This window comes from uncultured Chitinophaga sp. (assembly GCF_937898475.1).
Taxonomy (GTDB): domain Bacteria; phylum Bacteroidota; class Bacteroidia; order Chitinophagales; family Chitinophagaceae; genus Chitinophaga.
Genome location: NZ_CALEJS010000015.1, coordinates 541,173 through 563,684 on the forward strand (window position 1 = coordinate 541,173; position 22,512 = coordinate 563,684).

At 49.6% G+C, this 22,512-nt stretch carries 18 protein-coding genes; 10 read left to right on the forward strand and 8 right to left on the reverse strand.

Going from position 1 to position 22,512, the window contains the following annotated elements; all coding sequences use genetic code 11:
* Nucleotides 1-12: 12 nt before the first annotated feature.
* Nucleotides 13-1,224, reverse strand: a complete 1,212-nt coding sequence (locus tag Q0577_RS09030; protein ID WP_298735094.1) for a DUF763 domain-containing protein — start codon at nt 1,222-1,224, stop codon at nt 13-15.
* A 362-nt stretch (nt 1,225-1,586) separates the two neighbouring features.
* Between Q0577_RS09030 and Q0577_RS09035 the strand changes: the two genes are divergently transcribed.
* Both Q0577_RS09035 and Q0577_RS09040 read left to right on the forward strand, forming a co-directional pair.
* A complete protein-coding gene (locus tag Q0577_RS09035; RefSeq protein WP_298735096.1) occupies nt 1,587-1,850 on the forward strand; it encodes a hypothetical protein in 264 nt (87 codons plus the stop codon).
* A gap of 270 nt (nt 1,851-2,120) precedes the next feature.
* Nucleotides 2,121-3,911: an ABC transporter transmembrane domain-containing protein gene (locus Q0577_RS09040; protein ID WP_298735099.1), complete on the forward strand. Its 1,791-nt coding sequence runs from the start codon at nt 2,121-2,123 to the stop codon at nt 3,909-3,911.
* 90 nt (nt 3,912-4,001) lie between these two features.
* Here Q0577_RS09040 and Q0577_RS09045 read toward each other — a convergent pair whose 3' ends face one another.
* Both Q0577_RS09045 and Q0577_RS09050 read right to left on the reverse strand, forming a co-directional pair.
* Nucleotides 4,002-4,481, reverse strand: coding sequence for an acyl-CoA thioesterase (locus Q0577_RS09045; protein ID WP_298735101.1), 480 nt, complete (start codon nt 4,479-4,481; stop codon nt 4,002-4,004).
* 120 nt (nt 4,482-4,601) lie between these two features.
* Nucleotides 4,602-7,079 carry an outer membrane beta-barrel family protein gene (locus Q0577_RS09050; RefSeq protein ID WP_298735103.1) on the reverse strand — a complete coding sequence of 826 codons (2,478 nt, stop codon included), beginning with the start codon at nt 7,077-7,079 and terminating at the stop codon, nt 4,602-4,604.
* Nucleotides 7,080-7,237: 158 nt separating this feature from the next.
* On the opposite strand from Q0577_RS09050, the gene Q0577_RS09055 reads away from it, so the two are divergent.
* The 3 genes from Q0577_RS09055 to Q0577_RS09065 all read left to right on the forward strand — a co-directional run bounded on the left by Q0577_RS09055 (nt 7,238) and on the right by Q0577_RS09065 (nt 10,321).
* Entirely contained in the window at nt 7,238-7,999 is a 762-nt protein-coding gene (locus tag Q0577_RS09055) for a DUF695 domain-containing protein (RefSeq protein WP_298735106.1), read from the forward strand.
* Nucleotides 8,000-8,058: 59 nt separating this feature from the next.
* Complete coding sequence (locus Q0577_RS09060) at nt 8,059-8,220, forward strand: DUF1328 family protein (RefSeq protein ID WP_298735107.1); 162 nt, start codon at nt 8,059-8,061, stop codon at nt 8,218-8,220.
* 256 nt (nt 8,221-8,476) lie between these two features.
* Nucleotides 8,477-10,321, forward strand: coding sequence for a hypothetical protein (locus Q0577_RS09065; protein ID WP_298735109.1), 1,845 nt, complete (start codon nt 8,477-8,479; stop codon nt 10,319-10,321).
* Nucleotides 10,322-10,325: 4 nt separating this feature from the next.
* Here Q0577_RS09065 and Q0577_RS09070 read toward each other — a convergent pair whose 3' ends face one another.
* The gene (locus Q0577_RS09070) at nt 10,326-12,620 is read right to left on the reverse strand and encodes an FdhF/YdeP family oxidoreductase (protein ID WP_298735111.1); all 2,295 of its coding nucleotides are present in this window, start codon (nt 12,618-12,620) and stop codon (nt 10,326-10,328) included.
* A gap of 57 nt (nt 12,621-12,677) precedes the next feature.
* On the reverse strand, nt 12,678-13,514 hold the full coding sequence (gene fdhD / locus Q0577_RS09075) for a formate dehydrogenase accessory sulfurtransferase FdhD (RefSeq protein WP_298735113.1): 837 nt from the start codon (nt 13,512-13,514) through the stop codon (nt 12,678-12,680).
* Between the two features lie 124 nt (nt 13,515-13,638).
* Here fdhD and Q0577_RS09080 point away from each other — a divergent pair, with 124 nt between their 5' ends.
* The gene (locus Q0577_RS09080) at nt 13,639-14,490 is read left to right on the forward strand and encodes a neutral zinc metallopeptidase (RefSeq protein WP_298735114.1); all 852 of its coding nucleotides are present in this window, start codon (nt 13,639-13,641) and stop codon (nt 14,488-14,490) included.
* Here Q0577_RS09080 and Q0577_RS09085 read toward each other — a convergent pair.
* Together Q0577_RS09085 and Q0577_RS09090 are read right to left on the reverse strand one after the other, a co-directional pair.
* Entirely contained in the window at nt 14,487-16,409 is a 1,923-nt protein-coding gene (locus Q0577_RS09085) for a tetratricopeptide repeat-containing sensor histidine kinase (RefSeq protein WP_298735117.1), read from the reverse strand. The two genes, Q0577_RS09080 and Q0577_RS09085, sit on opposite strands and share 4 nt — an antisense overlap.
* Before the next feature lie 184 nt (nt 16,410-16,593).
* Nucleotides 16,594-17,031: a VOC family protein gene (locus tag Q0577_RS09090; RefSeq protein WP_298735120.1), complete on the reverse strand. Its 438-nt coding sequence runs from the start codon at nt 17,029-17,031 to the stop codon at nt 16,594-16,596.
* Between the two features lie 135 nt (nt 17,032-17,166).
* Between Q0577_RS09090 and Q0577_RS09095 the strand changes: the two genes are divergently transcribed.
* From Q0577_RS09095 to Q0577_RS09105, 3 genes are read left to right on the forward strand one after another with little or no spacing between them, the layout of a single operon-like run.
* Nucleotides 17,167-18,390 carry a TCR/Tet family MFS transporter gene (locus tag Q0577_RS09095; protein WP_298735122.1) on the forward strand — a complete coding sequence of 408 codons (1,224 nt, stop codon included), beginning with the start codon at nt 17,167-17,169 and terminating at the stop codon, nt 18,388-18,390.
* 24 nt (nt 18,391-18,414) lie between these two features.
* Nucleotides 18,415-18,693: a SelT/SelW/SelH family protein gene (locus Q0577_RS09100; RefSeq protein WP_298735125.1), complete on the forward strand. Its 279-nt coding sequence runs from the start codon at nt 18,415-18,417 to the stop codon at nt 18,691-18,693.
* A 9-nt stretch (nt 18,694-18,702) separates the two neighbouring features.
* Nucleotides 18,703-19,872 carry a hypothetical protein gene (locus tag Q0577_RS09105; RefSeq protein ID WP_298735128.1) on the forward strand — a complete coding sequence of 390 codons (1,170 nt, stop codon included), beginning with the start codon at nt 18,703-18,705 and terminating at the stop codon, nt 19,870-19,872.
* A gap of 80 nt (nt 19,873-19,952) precedes the next feature.
* Here Q0577_RS09105 and Q0577_RS09110 read toward each other — a convergent pair whose 3' ends face one another.
* Nucleotides 19,953-21,380 (reverse strand): arylsulfatase, encoded by a 1,428-nt coding sequence (locus Q0577_RS09110; RefSeq protein WP_298735131.1) that lies wholly within the window; start codon nt 21,378-21,380, stop codon nt 19,953-19,955.
* Between the two features lie 117 nt (nt 21,381-21,497).
* On the opposite strand from Q0577_RS09110, the gene Q0577_RS09115 reads away from it, so the two are divergent.
* Entirely contained in the window at nt 21,498-22,511 is a 1,014-nt protein-coding gene (locus tag Q0577_RS09115) for a hypothetical protein (protein WP_298735133.1), read from the forward strand.
* The last annotated feature ends 1 nt before the right edge of the window (nt 22,512 follow it).

The following is a 22,512-nucleotide window of genomic DNA, read 5'->3' on the forward strand; positions in this document are numbered from 1 at the left end:
CCGCACGCAGATTTAGAATAACGACAACTGGTTACCCGGTTTATCTTTCTTCGGCGGAAGCGCTTTCCCCACTACAGTTCGGCCGCCATATTTCCAGGAATCAGCCCTTTCACGGGCTATCACCTCGCTAAAGTTCTCATTGGGTTCAAAGTCTTTCTCCAGTTGCTGCGATATTACAGATAGTTTGCGGATAGCGTCCTGCTTTTCAGACTGTCCCACCTTTGCTTTATCCACCGCATTTTTCAATACACGAATAGTTTCGTCATATACATTGGTAGCAACGGGGAAAGGATGCCCGTCTTTACCGCCGTGAGCAAAGGAAAAACGGGCAGGATCGGTAAAACGGGAAGGGGTGCCGTAGATCACTTCACTAACCAGGGTAAGCGATTGAAGCGTGCGGGGTCCAACACCTTCGAGCAGGAGCAGGGAATCAAAATCATGCAGGCTTCGTTCATGAGCCGCCGCCAGTACACTACCTAACCTCTTAAGGTCAACATCTGCCGCCCGGACATCATGATGGGAAGGCATTACCAATTGACGGATCTCAGGAAGCATGCGGGCCGGGTCTTCTTTTACCAACTGGAGCAGACCATTCTTGGTACTGGCTGCCGCTTTATCGGTAAGGTTCAGTATCTCACCCTGGTTGTGGCCATAGATAAAGGTGTGCGGCGTTTCCGTATAAGAACGCATGGTGGCGGAGTGCCAATGATAGCGCCGGGCCATACCATTGGCATCGTTCATGCCTTGCTGGATCACCGCCCAATCGCCCTCGCTGGAAACGATGAACGAGTGAAGATAAAGCTGATATCCATCCTGTACTGCTGTGTTATCTACCTTGGCGGAAAGCTTACTGCTGCGCACCAGCGCTTCGCCGGGAAGACCGGTGATCTCGGCAATACTACGCAATTCGGCAGGTGTTTCGCGGGAATAGCGGCCTTTACCACCACATATATAGATACCCAGTTCTTTGGAAAGCGGGTTTACTGCTTTCTTCAATGCCCCCATTACGCTGGTGGTAATGCCGGAAGAATGCCAGTCCATCCCCAGCACACACCCCAATGCCTGGAACCAGCAGGGATCGCTGAGACGCCGCAATACCTCTCCTTTTCCATAATCTGTGGCGATCGCCTCCACAATTGCCCCACCCAACAGACTCATTCTGCGTGCCAGCCAGGGCGGTACATGCCCATAATGTAGAGGAAGATCAGCATAAGAATGGCTCATTTCGCAAAGTTAGGGCTTGGCATAATTCTTTCCGTACTTTCTACCGAACCATATTTTTAATTGTAAAACAGCTAAACCCATTAGTCATGACGAATATAAAGATCGAGAAGCCTTCAATTTACAAACTGTGCATCACCGTTTGTCTGGCAATGATCCTCAGCCTCTTCATTTTTGCGTGCGGCAGTTCCCGGGATGCGGGCTCCGGAACCAGTACAGACTCTGCAAGCAATGTAATTCAGGACACATCCGGCGCAATGCGTGACACATCTTCTATGCAGATGCAGGATACTTCCAGCAGGATGCCGTCCGATTCTATGCGTTAAAAACGGTAATGTAAATATTTGACCATAAAACTCATTCTTATGAAAGGGAAATGCTTATATCTGCTACTGGTAGCCGGGTTTACCGGCTTGTTGGCGACATCGTGCGGTAGCGGCAATAATACTGCTACCGATTCTACCGGTATGATGCAGACGGATAGTGGCGTAATTCTGTCCGACACAGCAACAATGCGAGACACAGCACCTGCGGCAGAACAGCCACCCGGCGCAATTAATGCCGGTGAAGACTCCTCCCGTTATGGTACAGGAGTAGATGACTCATCCAGGAACCGCAGGGGAAACTAGTAAAAATTGGAAGCTGTAAGTCGCTGGTTACTGGCTCTTTAGCCATTTGCCATGGTTTGACTGATGACCAGCGACTTGCGGCATTCCACCAAGCGATTAAATAGTCAATTGTGAGATGGAAGGTTGTGCAGGCTGCAAGGGCCTTGTAACCTTCCTTTTTTATGTCCGGGATTTAAAATAAATTGCCCTTCTGATTCGTCCTTGTCAGGGCAGACAGCAGATAATATACCCCTGGCTGCTGTATGAAACAGTATTTAAGTACCCGGACTGATGCAAAACTTTTTTGATTTTAAGAACTTTCGAAAAGGCCTGAGCCTGGCAACCCTGAGGAAAACCTTCCGATTATATAAATATGTAAGGCCTTACTGGCCGCAGTTCAGCCTCGGCATGCTTTTCCTTTTTATTTCCAGCCTGGCCGGTCTGGCGTTTCCGAAACTGCTGGGAGACCTGGTGGATTCCAGTGCTAAGGGCCACCTGGCACAGGACATTAATAAGTTAGGATTGATGCTTGCCGGCGTACTGGCAGGACAGGCTTTCTTCTCTTACTTCCGGATTGTACTGTTTGTTAACGTTACAGAGAAAACATTAGCTGCCCTGCGACAAACTATTTACAATCATCTTATTAAGCTGCCCATGAAATTCTTCCTCAGCAGGCGGGTAGGAGAGCTGGGCAGCCGCATCTCCTCTGACATTTCGCTGCTACAGGAAACCTTCACTACTACCATCGCAGAGTTCATCCGACAGATCATTGTGATCATAGGCGGTATAGCGCTGCTGTTGCATACCTCTTTCAAGCTGACCGTCTTTATGCTGGCCATCTTTCCACTGGTGATGATCATCGCCTATGTGTTTGGCCGGTTTATCCGCCGTTTTTCCAAGCAGGTACAGAACCAGGTAGCAGAGGCCAATACCATTGTAGAAGAGACATTGCAGGGCATCCTGGCCGTAAAGGCCTTCGCCAATGAATTCTTTGAAATGAGGCGCTACAGGCAGAAGACACTGGAAGCCGCCGGTACCGGTATTAAAAGTGGTAAATTCCGGGGCGCTTTCTCGTCCTTCCTTATCCTCGGCATCTTTGGCGCCATGGTGGCGGTGATCTGGCGCGGCGCGCTCCTCATCTCCACCGGTGAAATGAAATCTACCGGCGACCTGTTCTCTTTTATTATCTACTCGGGCTTCATAGGGGGCTCCATTACCGGGCTGGCCGAAGTGTACACCAGCATCCAAAAAAGTATGGGCGCCACTGAGAACCTGCTGGAGATACTGGACGAACCGGCAGAGCCAATTACAGACAGCGCTCACATACTTCCTGAGCATTACCTGAGCGGTGAGTTGTCTTTTCGCCACGTTTCCTTCCATTATCCTTCACGGGCGGATATGCACGTATTAAAAGATGTTTCCTTTACCGTGGCCGCCGATCAGCAGGTAGCACTGGTGGGTCCGAGCGGCGCAGGTAAAAGCACGATCGTGTCATTACTGCTGCGCCTGTACGATCCGACAGACGGGCATATCTCTTTCGATGGCAAGCAGGCCACAGGTATACCGCTTACCGCATTACGGGCGCAGATGGCGGTAGTACCGCAGGATGTGTTCCTCTTTGGCGGTAACATCCGGGAGAATATTGGCTACGGGAAGCCGGGCGCCAGCGATGAAGAGATCCTTGAGGCAGCCAAAAAAGCCAATGCATGGGAGTTCATCCAGCGCTTTCCGCAGGGGCTGGACACGATCGTTGGCGAGCGCGGTATACAGCTTTCCGGCGGACAGCGCCAACGTATCGCCATTGCCCGCGCCGTATTAAAAGATCCCAGGATACTGATACTGGATGAGGCCACGTCAGCGCTGGACTCAGAATCAGAAAGACTGGTGCAGGACGCACTGGAGAAGCTGATGCAGGGACGTACCTCCATTGTAATTGCCCACAGGCTGTCTACCGTACGAAAAGCGGATAAGATTATTGTGCTGGATAAAGGTAGCATTGTAGAAGAAGGCACGCACAAAGAACTGATAGGGGTAGACGGCGGGTTATATAAAAATTTAAGTGAAATGCAGTTCACGCATTAAGGCACAGCGCCCCAATGCTGAATTCCGGGACACAAATACCAAGATGCACCCGCTGCGATCGTTTGGAATTTGTATCCTGGAATTTACTGTTTACAAATATGGTTTCATTTCCTCTTCGATATTCTTCCTCAGATCCATCAAACGCTGTGCATAGTTGCACATATGGTGTTCCTCCTCTGTCCGGGGAGTCCATTTAGGCACCGGCACGGTGTTACCGCTATCATCAACAGCGGCGAACACCATAATACAGTGGGTGGTTTTAATACGATCGGAATTCCTTGGATTGGAGGCAAAAACATTAATGGCGATATGCATGCTGGTTTTGCCGGTATAGATCACACTGGCCGTGATCTCCACAAGGTTGCCGATGGCAATGGGATGATAGAACCGAATGCCGCCTACATAAACGGTTACACAATACTGTCCGCTCCAATGTGCCGCACAGGTATAGCCCGCCTGATCTATCCACTTCATTACTGCGCCGCCGTGTACTTTACCGCCAAAGTTAACGTCGGAGGGTTGGGCCAGAAAACGAAGGGTAATGGTGTTGCTGGTGAAGCTTTCTGCCATGCTCAATTATAATTTTGAGCCAAAGCTAATGGTGCTGATCCCAAATTCCAAGAAGAGGCTGCCAAATTTGTTAATAAGGAATAGCAATTCCCATATCAGAAGTATCCCGTGCAAGCTCTATTATAAACCTCCCTCTTCACGGTTTTGTTCCTGTTCCTGTGCATTGCGATTGTTATTCTTTCTTTTAAAGAGATTCATGTCCATTTTACCGAACCGCCAGGCTACATTCAGACGAAGTTCGCGGCTGGCGCGTTTACGGAACCGTTCCTGTTCGGAAAAAGCGGTGCGGGTAAAATTCAGGTCCCTGTCCTGGTTAAAGATGTCATTTAAGGCGAGCGTTACAGACAGCGCTTTGCTTTTCAGGAAATCTTTTTTCAGCGCCATATCCACCTGGTATTCTGCGGCAGCCTCGCCCTGGGGAAGTATTTCTTTTGATTCGTAATTGCCCGTTACCTGCAGCAGCAGGTTCCAGGGAAGTTTGGTATTGCTGTTGATCTTCCCGAACCAGGTAAAACCACTGTTATTAAGATCACCACCCAGGTTTTGAGCATTTACTTTTGTCTGCGCCAGGTTCAGGTTGGTGGTAACATCCCACCAGGAAGTGATCTGGTTACGCACAGTGAACTCGGCCCCCCATGCTCTGCGGGTGGCAGCATTAACCGGGTAGGAGAGTACTACTTTCTGGTCCTGTCCATTAAGGTTCAGCGTGGTATCAGTATAAAAGTCGGTTATAGCGTTATTGGTATTGCGATAGTAGAGCGATACCATGACGTTATGTTTCTGGGCAAATGTTTTAAGATAAGACAGCTCAAATGAGTTGGTAAATTCGGGCCTTAGCCCGGGGTTACCACGGCTGGCACTCTGCGCGTTATAATCCAGGTTAGGCAGCAGGTCGCGGAACCACGGACGGCGTATACGGCGGCTATAGTTCAGCTGCAGCTCATGCTCGCCTTTCAGCTTCTGTGAAAGGTACACGCTGGGGAAAAAGCTGACCGGGTAGTTGATCTCGTAGGAGCTGGCTTTTGCGCTTTGCATATTACCGCTGTAGAAAGATTGCTCTGCCCGTAAACCTCCCTGGTAACCAAAGTTGTTGATGGTACCGCTGTAATTCACGTAAGCGGCATTCACATGTTCCTGGTAATGATATTTATTGGAAAGAGCGCTGTCCAGCACAAATTCCCCGGTATTGTAATCCAGTCCAAGGGTGTTGATCTCATTATTAAAGGTACGTGCGGTGGTTCTGAGGCCCGCTTCCAGTTTTGAAGTGGCGGTGATGGGATCAACATAATCTATTTGCCCGGTGAAATAGGTTGTATTGCCTCCTCCACGGCCATGGCGCAACTCTGGTTGCCGTGGCGATGTGATCGGAGCATGATCCAGGTTATAATACTGGATGGAATAGTCCGTACCATCGTCACCGTTAGCACGGTTATAAGTGAAATCAGCCGTAAGCTCCTTTCCCTCTTCAGCAAAAGTATGTTTGTAACCCAGCTGGGTGGTGTAGTTGTGGAAACCACGATTACTGTTGTCAATACCGGTACCATAGCGTACACGGCGCTGCATGGCGTCCAGGTCATATAAGGTCTGATCGTTGTTGTTCTCAAACCGGCCTGCTACTACGCCTTGTGAAATGGTGATCGTATTGCGGTTGTCCAGGAAATAGTCAAATCCTGCACGGGCAAACTGAAAGCGACGGAACTGGTCGCCATCCTGGTATTGATCCAGGAAAGTGGTAGTATCTGCTGCAATGTTCTTCCTGAAAAGATGGGAATTCATCCAGGCTTTACGCGTACGTAAATTATAGGTAAGGAAGAAATTGAATTTATCCTGGCGCAGGTTCACATTCACGCCCGCATTAGCGCCACCCAGTGAAGAAACGCCCGCATTGACATTGCCATTGATCCCCGCTTTACGGTTCTTTTTCAGGACGATATTGAGAATACCGCTTACACCTTCTGCATCATATTTCGCAGAAGGATTGGTAACCACTTCTATGCTGGCAATAGCGTCTGCCGGTATCTGGTCAAGCGTGAGGGTAGAGGGCCGGCCATCTACAAAAATCGTAGGACTGCCCCTGCGCACCGTAACATTGCCATCAATATCAACGTTCACAGAGGGAACCTGCTTCAGCACGTCGGCAGCGGTGCCACCGGCAGAAGAGAGGTTCTTGTCTACATTGAATACCTTTTTATCAATAGCCATGGTGTAAGTAGGTTTTTCACCAATCACTTCCACGGCGGCCAGTGATTTAATATTGGCGCTGAGTTTTATGTTTCCCACATCAACCTGTTGCTGTTTGGGTGCAATGGTCACATTTTTATAAACGGTGGTATAGCCAATGAAATTTATCCTCATGATGTAATGTCCGGGGGAGACATGCTCCAGGCTGAAATCGCCATTCGCTTTTGAGAGCATGCCCGTCACTACACTGGAATCCGGCCGTAAAAGCGCTACGGAAGCATACTCTACCGGCTTGCCACCCTCTGCATCTATTAATTTGCCATATATTATCCCTGAGGGGGCATTGTTTTGTTGCTGTGCCATTGCCACCCCTGTCCCTGCTATCAGTATCAGCCAAAGAAAGGCGATTGTCCGCATATAAATTTTTTTCTTCAATACTTGCTTCATCTGTTGCCGTAAAAGTAATAGGAATTCAACGCGTTGAAAGTGTTTTATGATGAATGGCAACCCGAAATAACCCGTTCTTCAATTCTCAAACTTCGTACCTTTACCGTCCACTTTCCAATTTAAACCATATGCACCGCGATTACCAACCTGACTGGGACATTTACACCTGCTCTATTGAGGATAATCCCGCAATTATAGGATTAGATCTGGACCTTCGCCGTTTTGCACCGCTGAAAGATAAACCCAACGCCATATTTATTACGGTGTACCTGAATCGCCCGCGGGCAGACGGATTCCCGCATGGAGATGAATTTGCCATGCTGGGTGAAATAGAAGATTTACTGGTGGAACAGCTCGAAGCAAAACTAAACGCCTATTTCGTTGGCCGCACAATATCAAACGGCGTACGCGACTTTTACTTTTATACCGGCAATACCTTGCTGTACGACAAGGCAATTGCAGATGTGATGATCAATTTCCCCAATTACCGCTATGATTTCGGACTAAAGGAAGACAAGACCTGGGAACTATACTTTGATTACCTGTTCCCGGATGTGCAGGAATTTCAACGCATCCAGAACCGTAAAGTGTTGCGGACACTGAAAAAACATGGTGATATTGGGGAAAAGGAAAGACAAATTGACCATTGGATCTACTTTGGCCGGGAAGAAGACCGGGAATTGTACTGGGAACTGGTACAAAAGGACGGTTTCCTGCTGGAAGAGAACGGTCGCAGCACAGAGCTGGAATACCCATTTATCTTACATATTTCACGCACCGATCCTGCCGATGAACACAGTATAGACCAGCTGGTAATGTCCCTCTGGGATCTTGCCAGGCAGATGAATGCGCGTTATGACGGCTGGGAGACGACGATAGTGAGCGCCTGATCCTGCTGCTCTGGAATGATGTTTGTACCCATACCCACATCACCAAAAACTGTTTACTTATGTTACGTTGGGCAGTTATTTTCTTTGTTGTAGCCATCATTGCGGCTATATTCGGATTTGGGGGAATTGCGGCAGGTGCCGCCTCTATTGCGAAAATATTATTCTTTATTTTCATTGTGTTATTCCTGATCTCTTTACTATCCGGTCTGTTGCGAAGATAGCCGGTAGCATTCCAGCTCCCCGGTTCCAGGTTCGAAAGGTCAGGAGATGATTATATCCAGGACCATTTGAACCTGGAATTTTGGGCCTGGATGCTGGATTTTTTAGTAAGTATTCCTTTTTTTCGTTTCTCATTTTTTTAATACATTACAGGTACTGTTACACGAGTCCAAGTGATTGAAACGATTGGGAAGACTTAATAAAATATGCCGGCTCATCTGCTGCTGTTTCATTGTCTTTATACTGCAGCCACGTCTAGTGCAGGGGGAGATTGTGCGTGAAGGAAATTACCTGCAGGTAAAATCCGACACCACACCGAGGCCCGCACGTAACGGATTTTTTAACCGCCTTCGGGATTCCATCAGGAATAAAGAAGCCCGCCAGTCCTTTATCAAACGTATCACCCGGCAGGATGTGCCGGAGCCGCCTGAGGACAGCTCCATTATTAAGAGTGAACGCTATTTTACACCTTATGCAGGACGGACCGTCCGGGATATCTACTACCGGCGGGTAAAGGTGTTCGGTCCCCGCAATATCAACGATACCACCTTTTCATCCACAATGAAGTTGCTGAACCTGGCCAACCGTCTTCACTATAACACTAATGAGTGGGTGATCCGGCAGGCACTCTTTTTCCGTGAAGGAGACACCATCAATCCATACACCATGGCAGATAATGAGCGTTATCTGCGTAACAGGGCATTCCTGCAGGATGCCCGGCTTTATATTATCAACACAGGCGCCTCCCCGGATTCTGTGGACCTGCTCGTGGTAACCAAAGACGTATTTGAATACGGCGCAGACCTGTCGTCTTTCACATCTACTAATTTCAGGGGCGGTATTTCCAACAATAACCTTTTTGGCGCAGGACAAAGCCTCGATGTCCGCTTCTCCTGGCAGAACAGCTGGTCACCGCCCTGGGGTACTTCTATCAGGTATACCAAATACAATGTGGCCGGCTCTTTTGTAGACGCCAGCCTGGGTTATACCACCCTCAACGGAAATCAACCCCAGGCACTGGATACCGGCGTACTGGAAGGTTCCTATTTTATCCAGCTGGAAAGACCCCTATATCGCGATAACGCCACCCTGGTAGGCGGTTTGTTCCTGGCCAGTAACTGGTCTATCAACCATGCCGGGCGTCCCGACAGCCTCTACCGCAATTACCGCTATAAAGTGATAGATGCCTGGGTAGGATATAACTTTATCCGGCCCAGCTCCAGCTTCATAGATGTAGGGGCAAAGCCCAACCTGGCCATACTGCTGCGTCACTACAACCTCTTTTTTCAGCGCAACCCGAACCAGCCGGTGTTCAAGGCAGACCCTGTATATAATAACCGGCGATACTACCTGGCGCAGCTGAGAGCTTTCCGGCAGGACTTCTTCAAATCACATTACTTCTTTGGATTTGGGAGAACAGAGGATATTCCGCTGGGCTACAACGTGGCAGCCACCTCGGGCTGGGAGAGCTGGAAAGAGCGGAGACGCCTGTATACCGGGCTGGAAGGGCAGAAGTTCTTTACCACAAAGCACCAGGGGTTGTTCAATGCCAGTTTCGGCATAGGCACTTTCTGGAGCAGGAGTGCCTCGGAAGATGCGGTATTACACGGCAGGCTGGAATACTATAGCCGCCTGTTAAATCCCTCCTGGGGCAGGTTCCGGGAATTCTTTTTCGTAGACTATCTGAGTAATCCCAATCCATATTTTTACAAGCCGCTGGAAATCAATATTGATAATGGGATATGGGGATACCGCGGCACAAAAGTGACGGGATACCAACGTATTAATATGCGTTCGGAAACCGTTTACTACAGTCCATTGAAAGTGCTGGGCTTTAAATTCAACTTCTCCACTTACCTGCAGCTGACACAAGTAACGGAAAACAGCAACAGCATATTTAAAAACCCCTTGAGAACGGCGATGGGCGCCGGTGTGAGGATCCGTAATGAGAACATGTCGCTGAACACCTTCCGGATAGCCGCTTTATATATGCCAGGCGCACCCGCGCCGGTGAAGCCGGTCTTCTTTGAGATCACCACGATAAGCGATTTCAGGTTTGACATATCCGCCCTGCGATCACCTCAGTTCCTGTTGTTCAGATAAAATACTAACTACTGCGCGCGATCTTTATGATCACCAGCTTGGACACTGGCGTGTTGCTTTTGTCTGCTACGCTGCTGAGCGGCACCAGCACATTGGTTTCCGGAAAATAAGTAGCGGTGCATCTTTCAGGTATGTTGTAGGCTACCACGATAAAGCGGTGTGCAGTACGGCGAAGGCCATCATGATCGTTGTAGAGATCTACTACATCACCGGGTTGAAGGCCGGAGCGGGTAATGTCTGCAGCATTCATGAAGATGACACGGCGTTCATGGTAAATGCCACGGTATCGGTCGTCCAGTCCGTAGATGGTAGTATTGAACTGATCATGACTGCGAATGGTCATCATCATGTATTCATCATCTGCCAGTATGGGCGTGTTCAGCTCCGCTACATTAAAATGCGCTTTACCGCTGCCGGTATTAAAGCGTCCTTCACGGGCAGTATTGGGCAGATAAAAGCCGCCGGGATGACGCACCCTTTGATTGTAAGATTCGAAACCAGGTATGACCCTTTCAATATCTTCACGGATGTAATCATAGTGTTGTTCATACAGCAGCCAGTTCGCTTTGGAGCGGGGACCAAGCGTTGCCTTTGCCAGGCGGCAGACAATCACTGGTTCGCTTAACAGCTGATCAGACACAGGTTGAAGGGGGCCCTTTGACAGCTGTATCACCCCCATGGAATTCTCACAGCTTACAAACTGTTGCTGGCCATTCAGCATGTCACGGTCGCTGCGTCCCAGGCAGGGCAGTATCAGCGCTTCCCTGCCGTGAACAAGATGACTACGGTTCAGCTTTGTGGACACATGTACCGTTAGTGCACAGTTCCGCAGGGCTTGGGCAGTAAGGGCTGTATCGGGCGTTGCAGAAAGGAAGTTACCACCCATAGCCATAAACACTTTAGCCTTTCCTTCCAGCATAGCGCGGATGGAAGCCACTGTATCGTAGCCATGTTTCCGCGGTGGTACAAATCCAAATACAGATTGCAGGCGATCCAGCAGGGCAGGGGAGGGTTGCTCGTAAATACCCATGGTACGATCTCCCTGTACGTTGCTATGGCCGCGTACAGGGCAGGTGCCGGCACCCGGTTTGCCAATACTGCCTTTGAGCAGCAGGAGGTTCACCACCTCTTTAATGGTATCAACTGCATTTTTATGCTGGGTCAATCCCATGGCCCAGCAGGCAACAATTTTCTTTTTGTGTTGAATAAGTTGTGCCGCCTCCCTGATCTTTTCCAATGGTACGCAGCAGTCATCTGCCAGCTGCTGAAGCGTATATTGTTTCAGATGCTGAACATAGTCGTCATAACCTATGGTTTGCGCAGCAATAAAGTCCTGATCCAGAACGGTACCTGGCCGGACAGCTTCTGCCTCCAGGAGCAGCAGGCCCAGGGCTTTGAGCAGGGCCATGTCGCCATTAAGTCTTACCTGCAAAAAGAGGTCCGATATATGGGTTTTGATACTCAGAACGCCGTTTACTGTTTGCGGATTCAGAAAGTTCATCAGTCCCGCTTCCGGCAGAGGGTTCACCGCAACGATCTTTGCCCCGTTCTTCTTAGCGCGTTGTAAGGCGCTCAGCATGCGGGGATGATTGGTGCCGGGGTTTTGTCCGAGTATGATGATCACTTCTGCCTGGTGAATATCGTCCAGCGTTACAGAGCCTTTGCCAATTCCCAGTGATTCCCCCAGGGCAACGCCACTGGATTCATGGCACATATTAGAGCAATCCGGCAGGTTATTGGTGCCATACTCCCGCACAAAGAGCTGGTAAAGAAAGGCAGCTTCATTGCTGGTACGCCCCGAGGTGTAGAATATCGCTTCATCAGGTGAAGCCAGCGCATTGAGATGCCGGGCTACTTTTGCAAAAGCATCTTCCCAGCTGACAGGCTGATAGTGAGTAGCGCCTTCCGGCAGGTACATGGGCTGAGCAATGCGTCCCTTGCGGCCTATCTCATAATCGCTGAGTGCTGCAAGGTCTGCCACAGAATGCGTCGCAAAAAACGCAGGCGTCAGTTTTTTCTGTGTGGCTTCTTCGGCTACTGCCTTAGCGCCGTTCTCACAATATTCGGCAATAGCAGAGCGGTCGTCATCCGGATCGGCCCAGGCGCAGCTGGGACAATCAAATCCGTCTTTCTGGTTGAGTTTAAGCAGTGCTTTCAGTCCGCGAAAAGCGCCTGCTTCCTTTAGAATATGTTGGGCGCTGATGAGTACCGCAGGCACACCGGCAGCCGTAGTCTTCGCTTTACCCAGTTTTAATCCTGTAAAACCGGTGGGATTTTCAGCAGCAGGTTGGTGATTCATTATTATGTGTTTTAAAGCAGCAGGTTAGCCAGCTGCAAATTGCCAGCAATGAGCAACCTACATTATTATTCTATGTTCGTTGGTGTAGATATTACATCGTTGTTGCCTTAAAAATCCTACCAGGGTAATATTCCACTGCTGCGCCATTCTGACGGCCAGGCTGGATGGCGCACCCACTGCAGCCACAATAGGAATGTTTGCCATGGCAGCTTTCTGAATAAGCTCAAAACCCGCACGTCCGCTCAGCAACATGAGCGAATGATGCAACGGGATACCGGCAGAGAGAGCGGCGCCTACCAGTTTGTCCACCGCATTGTGGCGGCCAATATCTTCCCGCAACAGCAGCAGTTCTGCGGCTTCATTAAAGAGAGCAGCGGCATGCAGTCCCCCGGTATCATTAAAAAGCAGTTGCTGCCGCCGGAGTGCGTCGGGCAAAGCCAGCAAACGTGTAGCCGGGAAGGTAAGTACCGGCGGTATATTATTACGGGCGGCATTGTCAACGCTGGTATAGATGGATGCGAGTTCCGTTTTACCACAAACGCCGCAGCCGGAATTGGAATAGAAGTTACGCTGGGTAGATTGCAGTACGGGCTGTACATGTTCATGCAGGCTTACCGCTATGGCATGCTGCTCAACTTCCGGAAAATGTATAGTTGAAATGTCAGACGCAGATGTAATGATTCCTTCTGTGAACAGAAACCCCGTAACCAGTGCTGTATCCTCTCCGGGTGTGCGCATGGTAACAGTAATACTTTGCTGTTTCCGGTTATGCGCAGGGCCGTATAACAGCCTGATCTCCAGTGGCTCTTCGGCTGCCAGCGCATCTTCCTCTTCCGTGATGCGGGTGTTGTGCACCTTTTTAATCCTGGTATATGCGATTGCTGGGTTAGGCATAAAATAAAGGTACGAAAGTTAGTCATCAGTTGGTTCAGGGTCCTGGCAGATGCGGGCGCTGCCAAAATATCCCCATTTGATATTTATCATTGTCTAAAATTGTAACTTGTAAAAAATCTGTAACATGCGTTGGCAAAATAAACGTTTAAGTGATAATGTAGAAGACCGCAGGCGCGGCGGCGGTATGCGTAGTATTGGCATAGGCGGCGGCATTGGCGGCATCATTATTATCGTGCTGGCTTTATTGTTCAATAAAGACCCGCAGACGGTATTGCAACAGGTGCAATCAGGCGGCGCCAGTACGGAAACATCCGAAACGGTTACTGCCGGCAGCGATGAATCAGCCCGTATGGCATCCACCGTACTCGCATCTACAGAAGATGTATGGGCCCAACAATTCAGTGCGCTTAATAAAACCTATACTCCGCCTAAAATGGTATTGTTCAGCAATGCTACGGAAAGCGGTTGTGGTTTTGCCCAGTCTGCGATGGGACCTTTCTACTGTCCGGCAGATGACAAGGTATACCTGGACCTTACTTTCTTTGATGAAATGCGGCAGCGTTTCAATGTAGTAGGCGATTTTGCCCAGGCATATGTGATTGCACATGAAGTAGGGCACCATGTACAGAACCTGCTGGGCATCAGCAGTAAGGTGCAGGCTATGCGCCAGCGGATGAGTGAAACAGAGTATAATAAGTTGTCTGTAAAACTTGAACTGCAGGCGGATTTCCTGGCGGGCTTGTGGGCACATCACGCAGATAAAATGGACGCCATCCTGGAAAGCGGCGACATAGAAGAAGCGCTGAATGCTGCCAGTGCGGTGGGGGATGATAAGCTGCAGCAGGCAACACAGGGTAGGGTAGTGCCGGATGCATTCACCCACGGAACATCTGAACAGCGGATGTACTGGTTCAAAAAAGGGTTTACAACAGGAGACCTTAAGCAGGGAGACACTTTCGCTGCGATCAATAACTAGTTTATCTGCTCCTGTACCACAATAGTATAGCCCTGCAGGTTAGTATCCTCTTCTGATAACGGGACGGTAAAGAAAAAGCGGGTACCGGTGCCCGGCTGGCTGTCAAACCAGATGCATCCCCGGTTAAGCTCTACAAAATCCTTAGAGAGGGAAAGCCCAAGTCCGCAGCCTCTTTCGTTCTGCGTACCGGAGGTAGAATAGTATATATTGGAAAAGATCTTATGCTGATCCTTTTCGGGGATGCCGATACCGGTGTCCTGCACGCAGATCTCCAGGAAAGCCCCTTTTACCTGTCCTGAAATATGAATGTTGTTACCGGCAGGCGTAAATTTGATCGCATTGCTGATCAGGTTGCGCAGTACCACTTTAATCATATCCGGATCCGCAAATACCATTACGGGCTTCAGTAGCTGGTGACTCAGGCGTATTTCTTTCTGTCGGGACAATGTCTGCAGTAATTCAAATTCCCGGTTAAAAATACTGGTGATCTCAAAGTCATCTGCTTTCACGCGGATGCCTTTCATCTGGCTGCTGGCCCAGTTAAGGAGGTTATCCATCATGTAGGCGGTATTCTTCATGTCGCGCCAAAGTTCGTCGGTAAATTCCTGGAACTGATCACGCTCCAGTTTATTATCGCGCAGCAGGAACAACATGCCTTCCAGTATGGCGAGCGGTGAGCGAAGGTCATGGGAAATCACTGAAAAGATCTTGTCTTTTACCTGGTTCAGGTTACCCAACGCAGCATTCTGATCAAGAATGATCATGTTTTGCTGGGATACTTCGGCGTTGCGGCTGTTGAGCTGGCGTGAAAGCTCCTGCTGGCGCCGGTAAAGGCGGTACAGCAATACAGCCACCGGAACCAGAATGGCTAACAGGAAGGAGCACACGGCAACCAGTGTCCGCTGTTTCCGGATGGTGGCCAGGTGGGCGCGCTGTTCTTCTTTCAGTAGCAGGTTTTCTGCCTGCTTTTTCTCCGATTCATACTTCTCTTTCGTGTTGGCGATGATCCGCTGTTTTTCGGCCGCGAAGAACTTTTCCTTCAGCAGGGAGTATTCATGATAATGCTGCAGGGCGGCAATATAATCCTGCCGGGAAGAGTCGAGTTGCGCAAGGTATTGATAGTAGATCATCTCGTTCTTTGCATTCCGCAGGGTAGCATTGATCCGGGCTGCGTGCTGCAACTGTTCGGCAGCCCTGGCATAACGCCTGAGGAGGGTATTTACCCGGCCAAGGTTCAGCCGGGCCTTGCCGATACCCGGTTTGTTATCTGTTGCAGTATAATATTGCAGGGATCGTTCCAGGTAAATAAGGGCACTATCGTACCTCCCCTGTTCCTCATAGATCAGTCCTATATTCTCGTAGGTAAATCCAAGTCCCCGTTTGTCATGCAAGGCCAGTTTAAGCATTTCTGATTCCCGGAGGTAGTGCAGCGCGGCATTGAACTGTTTGAGCTGCATGCAGGATGAGCCGATATTATTCAACGTTTTGGCAATCTCCACCTGCTCGTTGAACCGGCGTTTAATAAGCAGGGATTTCTTCTGGTACACCAGTGCCTGGGCGGGGTTATTTTGTTCTATCAGTATATTGCCAATGTCGTTGTACAGAACACCGGTTGTATGCACATAGCCATACTTTTCAGCCATCTTCAGCGCCTCCATGGTAAGGTCCATCTGTTTATCCAGGTTGCCACGGGTATTCTCTACGAGGGCCTGGTTACGGATAGCCCATACAATACCTGCTGTATACTGCAGGCTGTCTGACAGTTTTAAAGCCTCCGCAGCATATTTAGCCGCTTCCTCAGCATCCCTGGTAAAATAAAGCCTGCTCAACTGGTTAAGCAACTTTACCCGTACGGTGTCATGGTGGGGATGCGCCTGCAGGCTTAGCCGCACGCTGTCGGTCGCTGATGTCTGCGCCATTAGCGGCGTATGTACCATAGAAAATAATATCCAGGTAACCGGTAGGTATAGGAAACGACTCTTGCTCATGTTAATACGATGGCATAGATTATCCGGTGTTCACTGCGTATTTTAACGGGGATAATTACACGATCCGGGATAAAATTAATGCTAAATAACCAGTAATCAAAGAAGGGGCTGACAATTAATCATTTGCAGCAACAGAAGCCTGTGTTTCCGGCACTTTACCTGTAAGATGGATAACATTACCTTCAGGATCTTCAAAATAGGCCACACGCTGCCCCCAGGGTTTGGTGGCCGGGGGCACCAGCATATGGGCGCCCTGCAGCTCCAGCCGCTCAGACATGAGGTCTACATTATCGGTATACAGGCATAGTTCAAATTGCTTATTGGCATTAAGGAGGATGTTCTTTTCCACATGTTCTTCTGCTACTTCATATTGGGTGAGGCCCAGCGCGGCTTCTCCCAGCTTCAGGTATACATAAGACGGGCTTTCAGGTGCAGCCGGCCACTGACGGATATGTTCAAAACCCAGCACCCGGCAATAAAACTCCATACAGGCGGCTACATCTTTTACATATATGATGGGGAAGGGGTTGCGGAACATACAAAAACATTTCATTTAAGTTAATTAATAATTGACAATTAATGACTAATAATCATAGCATTTGCACCCCACTTCAACACAAGTCCCAGGATTATTTATTGTTATTTATTCATTATTAATTAAATAACTTGCGGCCAAATTTACCGCATCATGACTGTTAAGCGGAGTGCCGCGCTGAGTTTCATTTTTGTTACGATACTGATCGATGTCATTGGTTTTGGTATCATCATCCCGGTAATGCCCAAACTGATTGAGCATCTCACAGGGGGAGGATTGAGCGAAGCTTCCCAGTATGGAGGCTGGCTATTGTTTGCTTTTGCAGTTACGCAATTCTTTTGTTCACCAATAGTAGGAGGGCTGAGCGACCGTTATGGCCGCAGACCGGTGCTGCTCCTGGCGCTGCTGGGTTTTGGGATAGACTACCTCTTCCTGGCTTTTGCGCCCACCATAACATGGCTGTTCGTAGGCCGCATAATTGCAGGCGCCACCGGCGCCAGTATGACCACTGCCACGGCCTATATAGCCGATGTAAGCGAACCTGAAAAAAGAGCGCAGAATTTCGGGCTGGTAGGTGCTGCATTTGGGCTGGGTTTTATCATTGGACCGGTAATAGGTGGACTGTTCAGCCACTGGGGTCCGAGGGCGCCTTTCCTGGCTGCAGCCGCCCTTACTTTTATCAATGTATTGTATGGCTATTTTATACTGCCGGAATCACTGCTGCCGGAAAATCGCCGTGCCTTTGACTGGAAAAGGGCAAATCCGCTGGGATCACTGATGCACCTGTGGCGCTACCCGGTGGTAACGGGCCTGATCGCATCGCTGGTGCTGATTTACATTGCGGCCCATTCCGTACAATCCACCTGGAGTTACTTCACCATGCTGAAATTTAACTGGAACGAAACCTGGGTGGGATACTCGCTGGGATTTGTGGGATTGCTGATTGCCCTGGTACAGGGACTGCTGATCAGGATCACAATTCCTAAGCTGGGACAGAAGTGGTCAATTTACACCGGCCTGTTATTGTACACCTTCGGGCTGATACTGTTTGCCTTTGCGGATAAAGGATGGATGATGTTTATTTTCCTGGTGCCCTACTGCATGGGGGGGATCTGCGGGCCTGCATTGCAGGGCGTTATATCCAGCCAGGTACCTCCTACGGAACAGGGAGAGCTGCAGGGGGCGCTGACAAGCCTGATCAGTGTTACATCCATTATAGGTCCGCCGGTGATGACCAACCTGTTTGCCTGGTTTACAAAACCCGGCGCTCCGGTGCATTTTCCAGGCGCCCCTTTCCTGGCAGGAGCAGTACTGACGTTCACCAGTATACTTTTATCCCGGCAGGTACTGGAGGCCTTCGGGGAAAACAAAAAATAGTTCATTATTAGCTACTTTTGAGCCATGAAGCCGATCATTACTATAGAATATTGTCCAAAATGCGGGTGGCTGCTCCGCTCTGCCTGGATGGCACAGGAATTGCTAACCACCTTCGCCGATGATCTGGGGGGAGTTACCCTCCGGCCCAGCGAAGTGGCGGGCAGCTTTATTATCTATATTGATGATGAGAAGCTGCTGGATCGCAAGGAATTTGGGCATTTCCCGGAGATTAAGGAACTAAAGCAAATGGTAAGAGATAAAGTAAACCCGGGTAAAAGCCTGGGCCATGCTGACCGGAAGTAAACACATTGAATGCAAAACAGGACATACGCCACCATCTTACTGCTGCTCTGCACCGGCATGCTGAAGGCGCAGCATACGCAAACAGATACCACCACCGTACGCAGCGATACCACCATACACCGACCGAGCTTTTTTGTGCTGCCTGCAATGGCCTACTCCCAGGAGAAAGGCCTTGAAGTAGGAGCCGCTATATTATATTCCTTTTACCTGGACAAGCGAAACCCGGATCCACGTACCAGGAATTCTACCATCAACCTGATACCCGCCGTAACAACAGAGAAACAATGGAAGATAGATCTGAAAACGGATTTCTGGACCCGGGGTAATACCTGGCACTTCAAAAGCAATCTGCGCTATCATGATTTTCCACTGTATTTTTACGGAATAGGGGATACCACCCGCAAAGCAAATCAGTCACTGCTGAACAATCAGCGCTACAAAGTGCAGCTGGAAGGGGAGAAGCGCATAGGCGGTCACTTCTATGCGGGACTCAGCTTCCTTTACCAGCATGATGACTACAGCGCAGGTGATAGCAAAGGCGTTTATCCGCATATGCCGCTGGTAAACAAGGACGGCGGACATGTTACTTTTTTCGGGGCTACCGGTATATTCGATAACCGCGATAACCAGAATTATACCACACGTGGCAGCTGGGTACGGCTTAATGTAGCTTATGCACCTAGTTTTCTCAGCAGCCAGGCGCTTTGGAAAATTGAAGCGCAAAGCAAACATTTCTTCCCCTTATCGCGTAAAAGCACGATCGGGGTAAATGCCAATTTCAGTTCACTCCAGGGCAACACCCTGCCTTTTTATCTCTTACCGGAAATGGGGAACGATCTGCTGATGAGAGGATACTACACCGGGCGTTACCGCGATCAGAATTACCTGGCCTTCCAGGCAGAATACCGCTATTTCCTGGATCCAAAGATCCCCGTCAATATCTGGTTTGTACATATGCAACCCAAGTTTGCGCTGGCCGCCTTTGGCGGCACCGGATCCGTATTTCGCAATGGTGATTTCGGCGGCAACGGGTTCAAGCCAAATTATGGCGTAGGCGCACGCTGGTTCTATGATGAAAACGCCAAACTGACCATCCGTATAGATTACGGCTGGGGAGAAAAACGGCCGGGAGAAAAACGTCAGTCAGGACTTTACTTATCACTGGCAGAAGCATTTTGAGAGTAGCTGCTGGCTGTTAGCTTTTAGCGCTAAGCGGGTGAAGATATTGAACAAAGGCACGATAGGATGAGGCGAACCGTTTATTGCAGATCAGACCAGTCGAAAGCGGCATTGGCTGCTGGAGACACGGACTGTTGCAATAGAGGTTTTAATGCCTTTACCTTGTCAGGATATTGGGCGGCAAGGTCCTTTTGTTCGCCGATATCTTTAGCGATATTGTACAGTTCCAGTATTTCCGGTGTTCCCTTCTTTTTAAAGCGTACCAGTTTCCAGTCGCCCTGTATAACGGCCTGCTTAAGCTGGCCTTCATTGAATTGCCAGAACAGGTGGTCGTGCTGCTGTTCCTGTTTTTTACCCAATATGGCGGGTACAAAAGACAAGCCATCGATGTTGTCAGGAGCAGGTGTGCCGGTAAGACCACAAATGGTAGGCAGCACATCCCAGAAAGTCCAGACCTGGTTGCTGGTACGGCCTGCAGGTACTTTACCGGGCGCTCTTACGATCATGGGCACACGAATGCCACCCTCGTACAAATCACGTTTAATTCCACGGAGCGGTCCATTGCTGTCAAAGAAGTCCGGATCAGCACCGCCTTCTTTATGCGGCCCGTTGTCGCTTGTAAAGAAAACGTATGTATTATTATCCAGGCCCAGCTCTTTCAGCAATTGCATCAGCCGTCCAATGTCTGCATCCAGCTTGGTGATCATGGCTGCAAAAGCGGCATGCGGCTGCGCCTGGCTGTGGTAGCTTTTGGGATTTTTCTGCACAAAGGGTGTTTCAGGCCCTAACTTACTACTGCCATCTGCATTCAGGAAAGGCTGCAGGTATTTCTGTGGCAGCAGCAGCTCAGCATGAGGGATGGTAACCGGCAGGTATAAGAAAAAAGGGTTTTCTTTATGCTCCCTTACAAAAGCAAGTGCATGATCCATGATCAGGTCGTGGCTGTATTGTGAATCTGTCTGCACCTGGCTGAGCTGTTTATCCTTCAGTTCAAACAGATGATCAGTAAAGTAATGATGTGCATGCCGCTGGTTCAGGTAACCGAAAAACTCATCAAAGCCTTTGTACTGTGGCGCCCCGCTATCGTTCTCTTCTCCCAGTCCCCATTTGCCAAACATGCCGGTAACGTAACCCCTGGACTGTAAACGCTGGGCCAGGGTGGTATCTTCCGGCCGCAGGTGCTGGTCTGCATTACCTCTTATATAGGCATGTCCCATATGATAGCCTGTCATCAGTGCACAGCGGGAGGGAGCACACACCGGGCTGCCGGCATAAAAACGTGTGAACCTTGTGCCTTCCTTGGCCAGCTTATCAATAAAAGGCGTGCGTATACGGCTGCCAGCATTATAAGAAGAGAGATTGCCATAGCCAAGATCGTCTGCCACGATGAAGATGATGTTCATGCGTTGCTTATTGCCAGAAGATTGTCCGGCGGCCTGCCATACACAGGAGAACGTTATCAGCAGGGCCACTAAAGAACTGCGGAGATGCCTAGTACCAGTTTTCATGCTTACAGAAGTTAGTCTACTACTCTGGTAGACAAAATATTATTTAATTTTTGATTTTGCAACAGTTTATCGTTAACTTCCAGTACGACCGTTTCCGTTAACCAAAACAATGCTTATATGAATCGCACAACCATGCTTATCGCGGTCATGCTATTACTGACCGTTTCAGAACCCTTGCTAGCACAAAACCCGACAGCGACCCCAGGCACTAAAGCAGCTGCTTCCAGGTTCTACCTGAAAGCAGGCGGCGGCTATTTCTTCAGTGTTTTCCCCGGGCAGTTCCCGGACGTTGGGCCATACCCGCCGCACGATGTCAGAAGCACCTACAATCCTGCCAATGGCCAGACCACAACGGTGTCTGACAAAGTATTAACCGGGTCCTACGGGGAAGGGGCCCGCGGAGGTCTCAGCTTCGGCTGGAATATTAACCGGTTTATTGCACTGGAGGGAACCGTGAACTACTATCGCAGCAAAGAGAACCTGATGACACGGCAGCTGACAACCGTACAGGGCAGCGACCAGGTGGCGGGCAGCATCGAATCGAATGGCTATGCCAGGGCTTTTGATTTTGCGCCGGGTATAGTGATGAGCCCGGGCTTTGAAAAGCTCAACCCATATGTACGCTTCGGTATGGTAATACCTTTTTATGGCCGCCTGCACATTGAAACAGACGCAACTACCAGTACACCGGTATCCGCCACCGTGGTGGCCCAGACAACCATTCACCGCGAAGAAGCAGTGCACCCCAACATCACATTGGGCTTTCAGGGCGCATTGGGTCTGACTATGCCGGTAGGCCAGCGGTTTGATGTATTCGTAGAAACGGAATACCGCAACGTACCCGCTAAAAGTAAAAAGAAGGAAGTGACCCGGTACGAAGAAACCACACGTGTGGTGAACACCAGCAATGGCGCAGTGATCAGCACTCAGCAGCGTGGACTGAATGACCTGTCAACCGCTGAGCGGAATACCGACTATGTAACCACGCTTGATGCCGGCTCTAATACGGCCATTGGCCGCGAAGGAACACAAACGCGTTACAAGGACGATAACAGGGCAGCCAATGAACTGAAATCCTATATCAATATCGGCGGACTGGGCGCCAACGCCGGAATCCGGTTCCGGTTCTGAG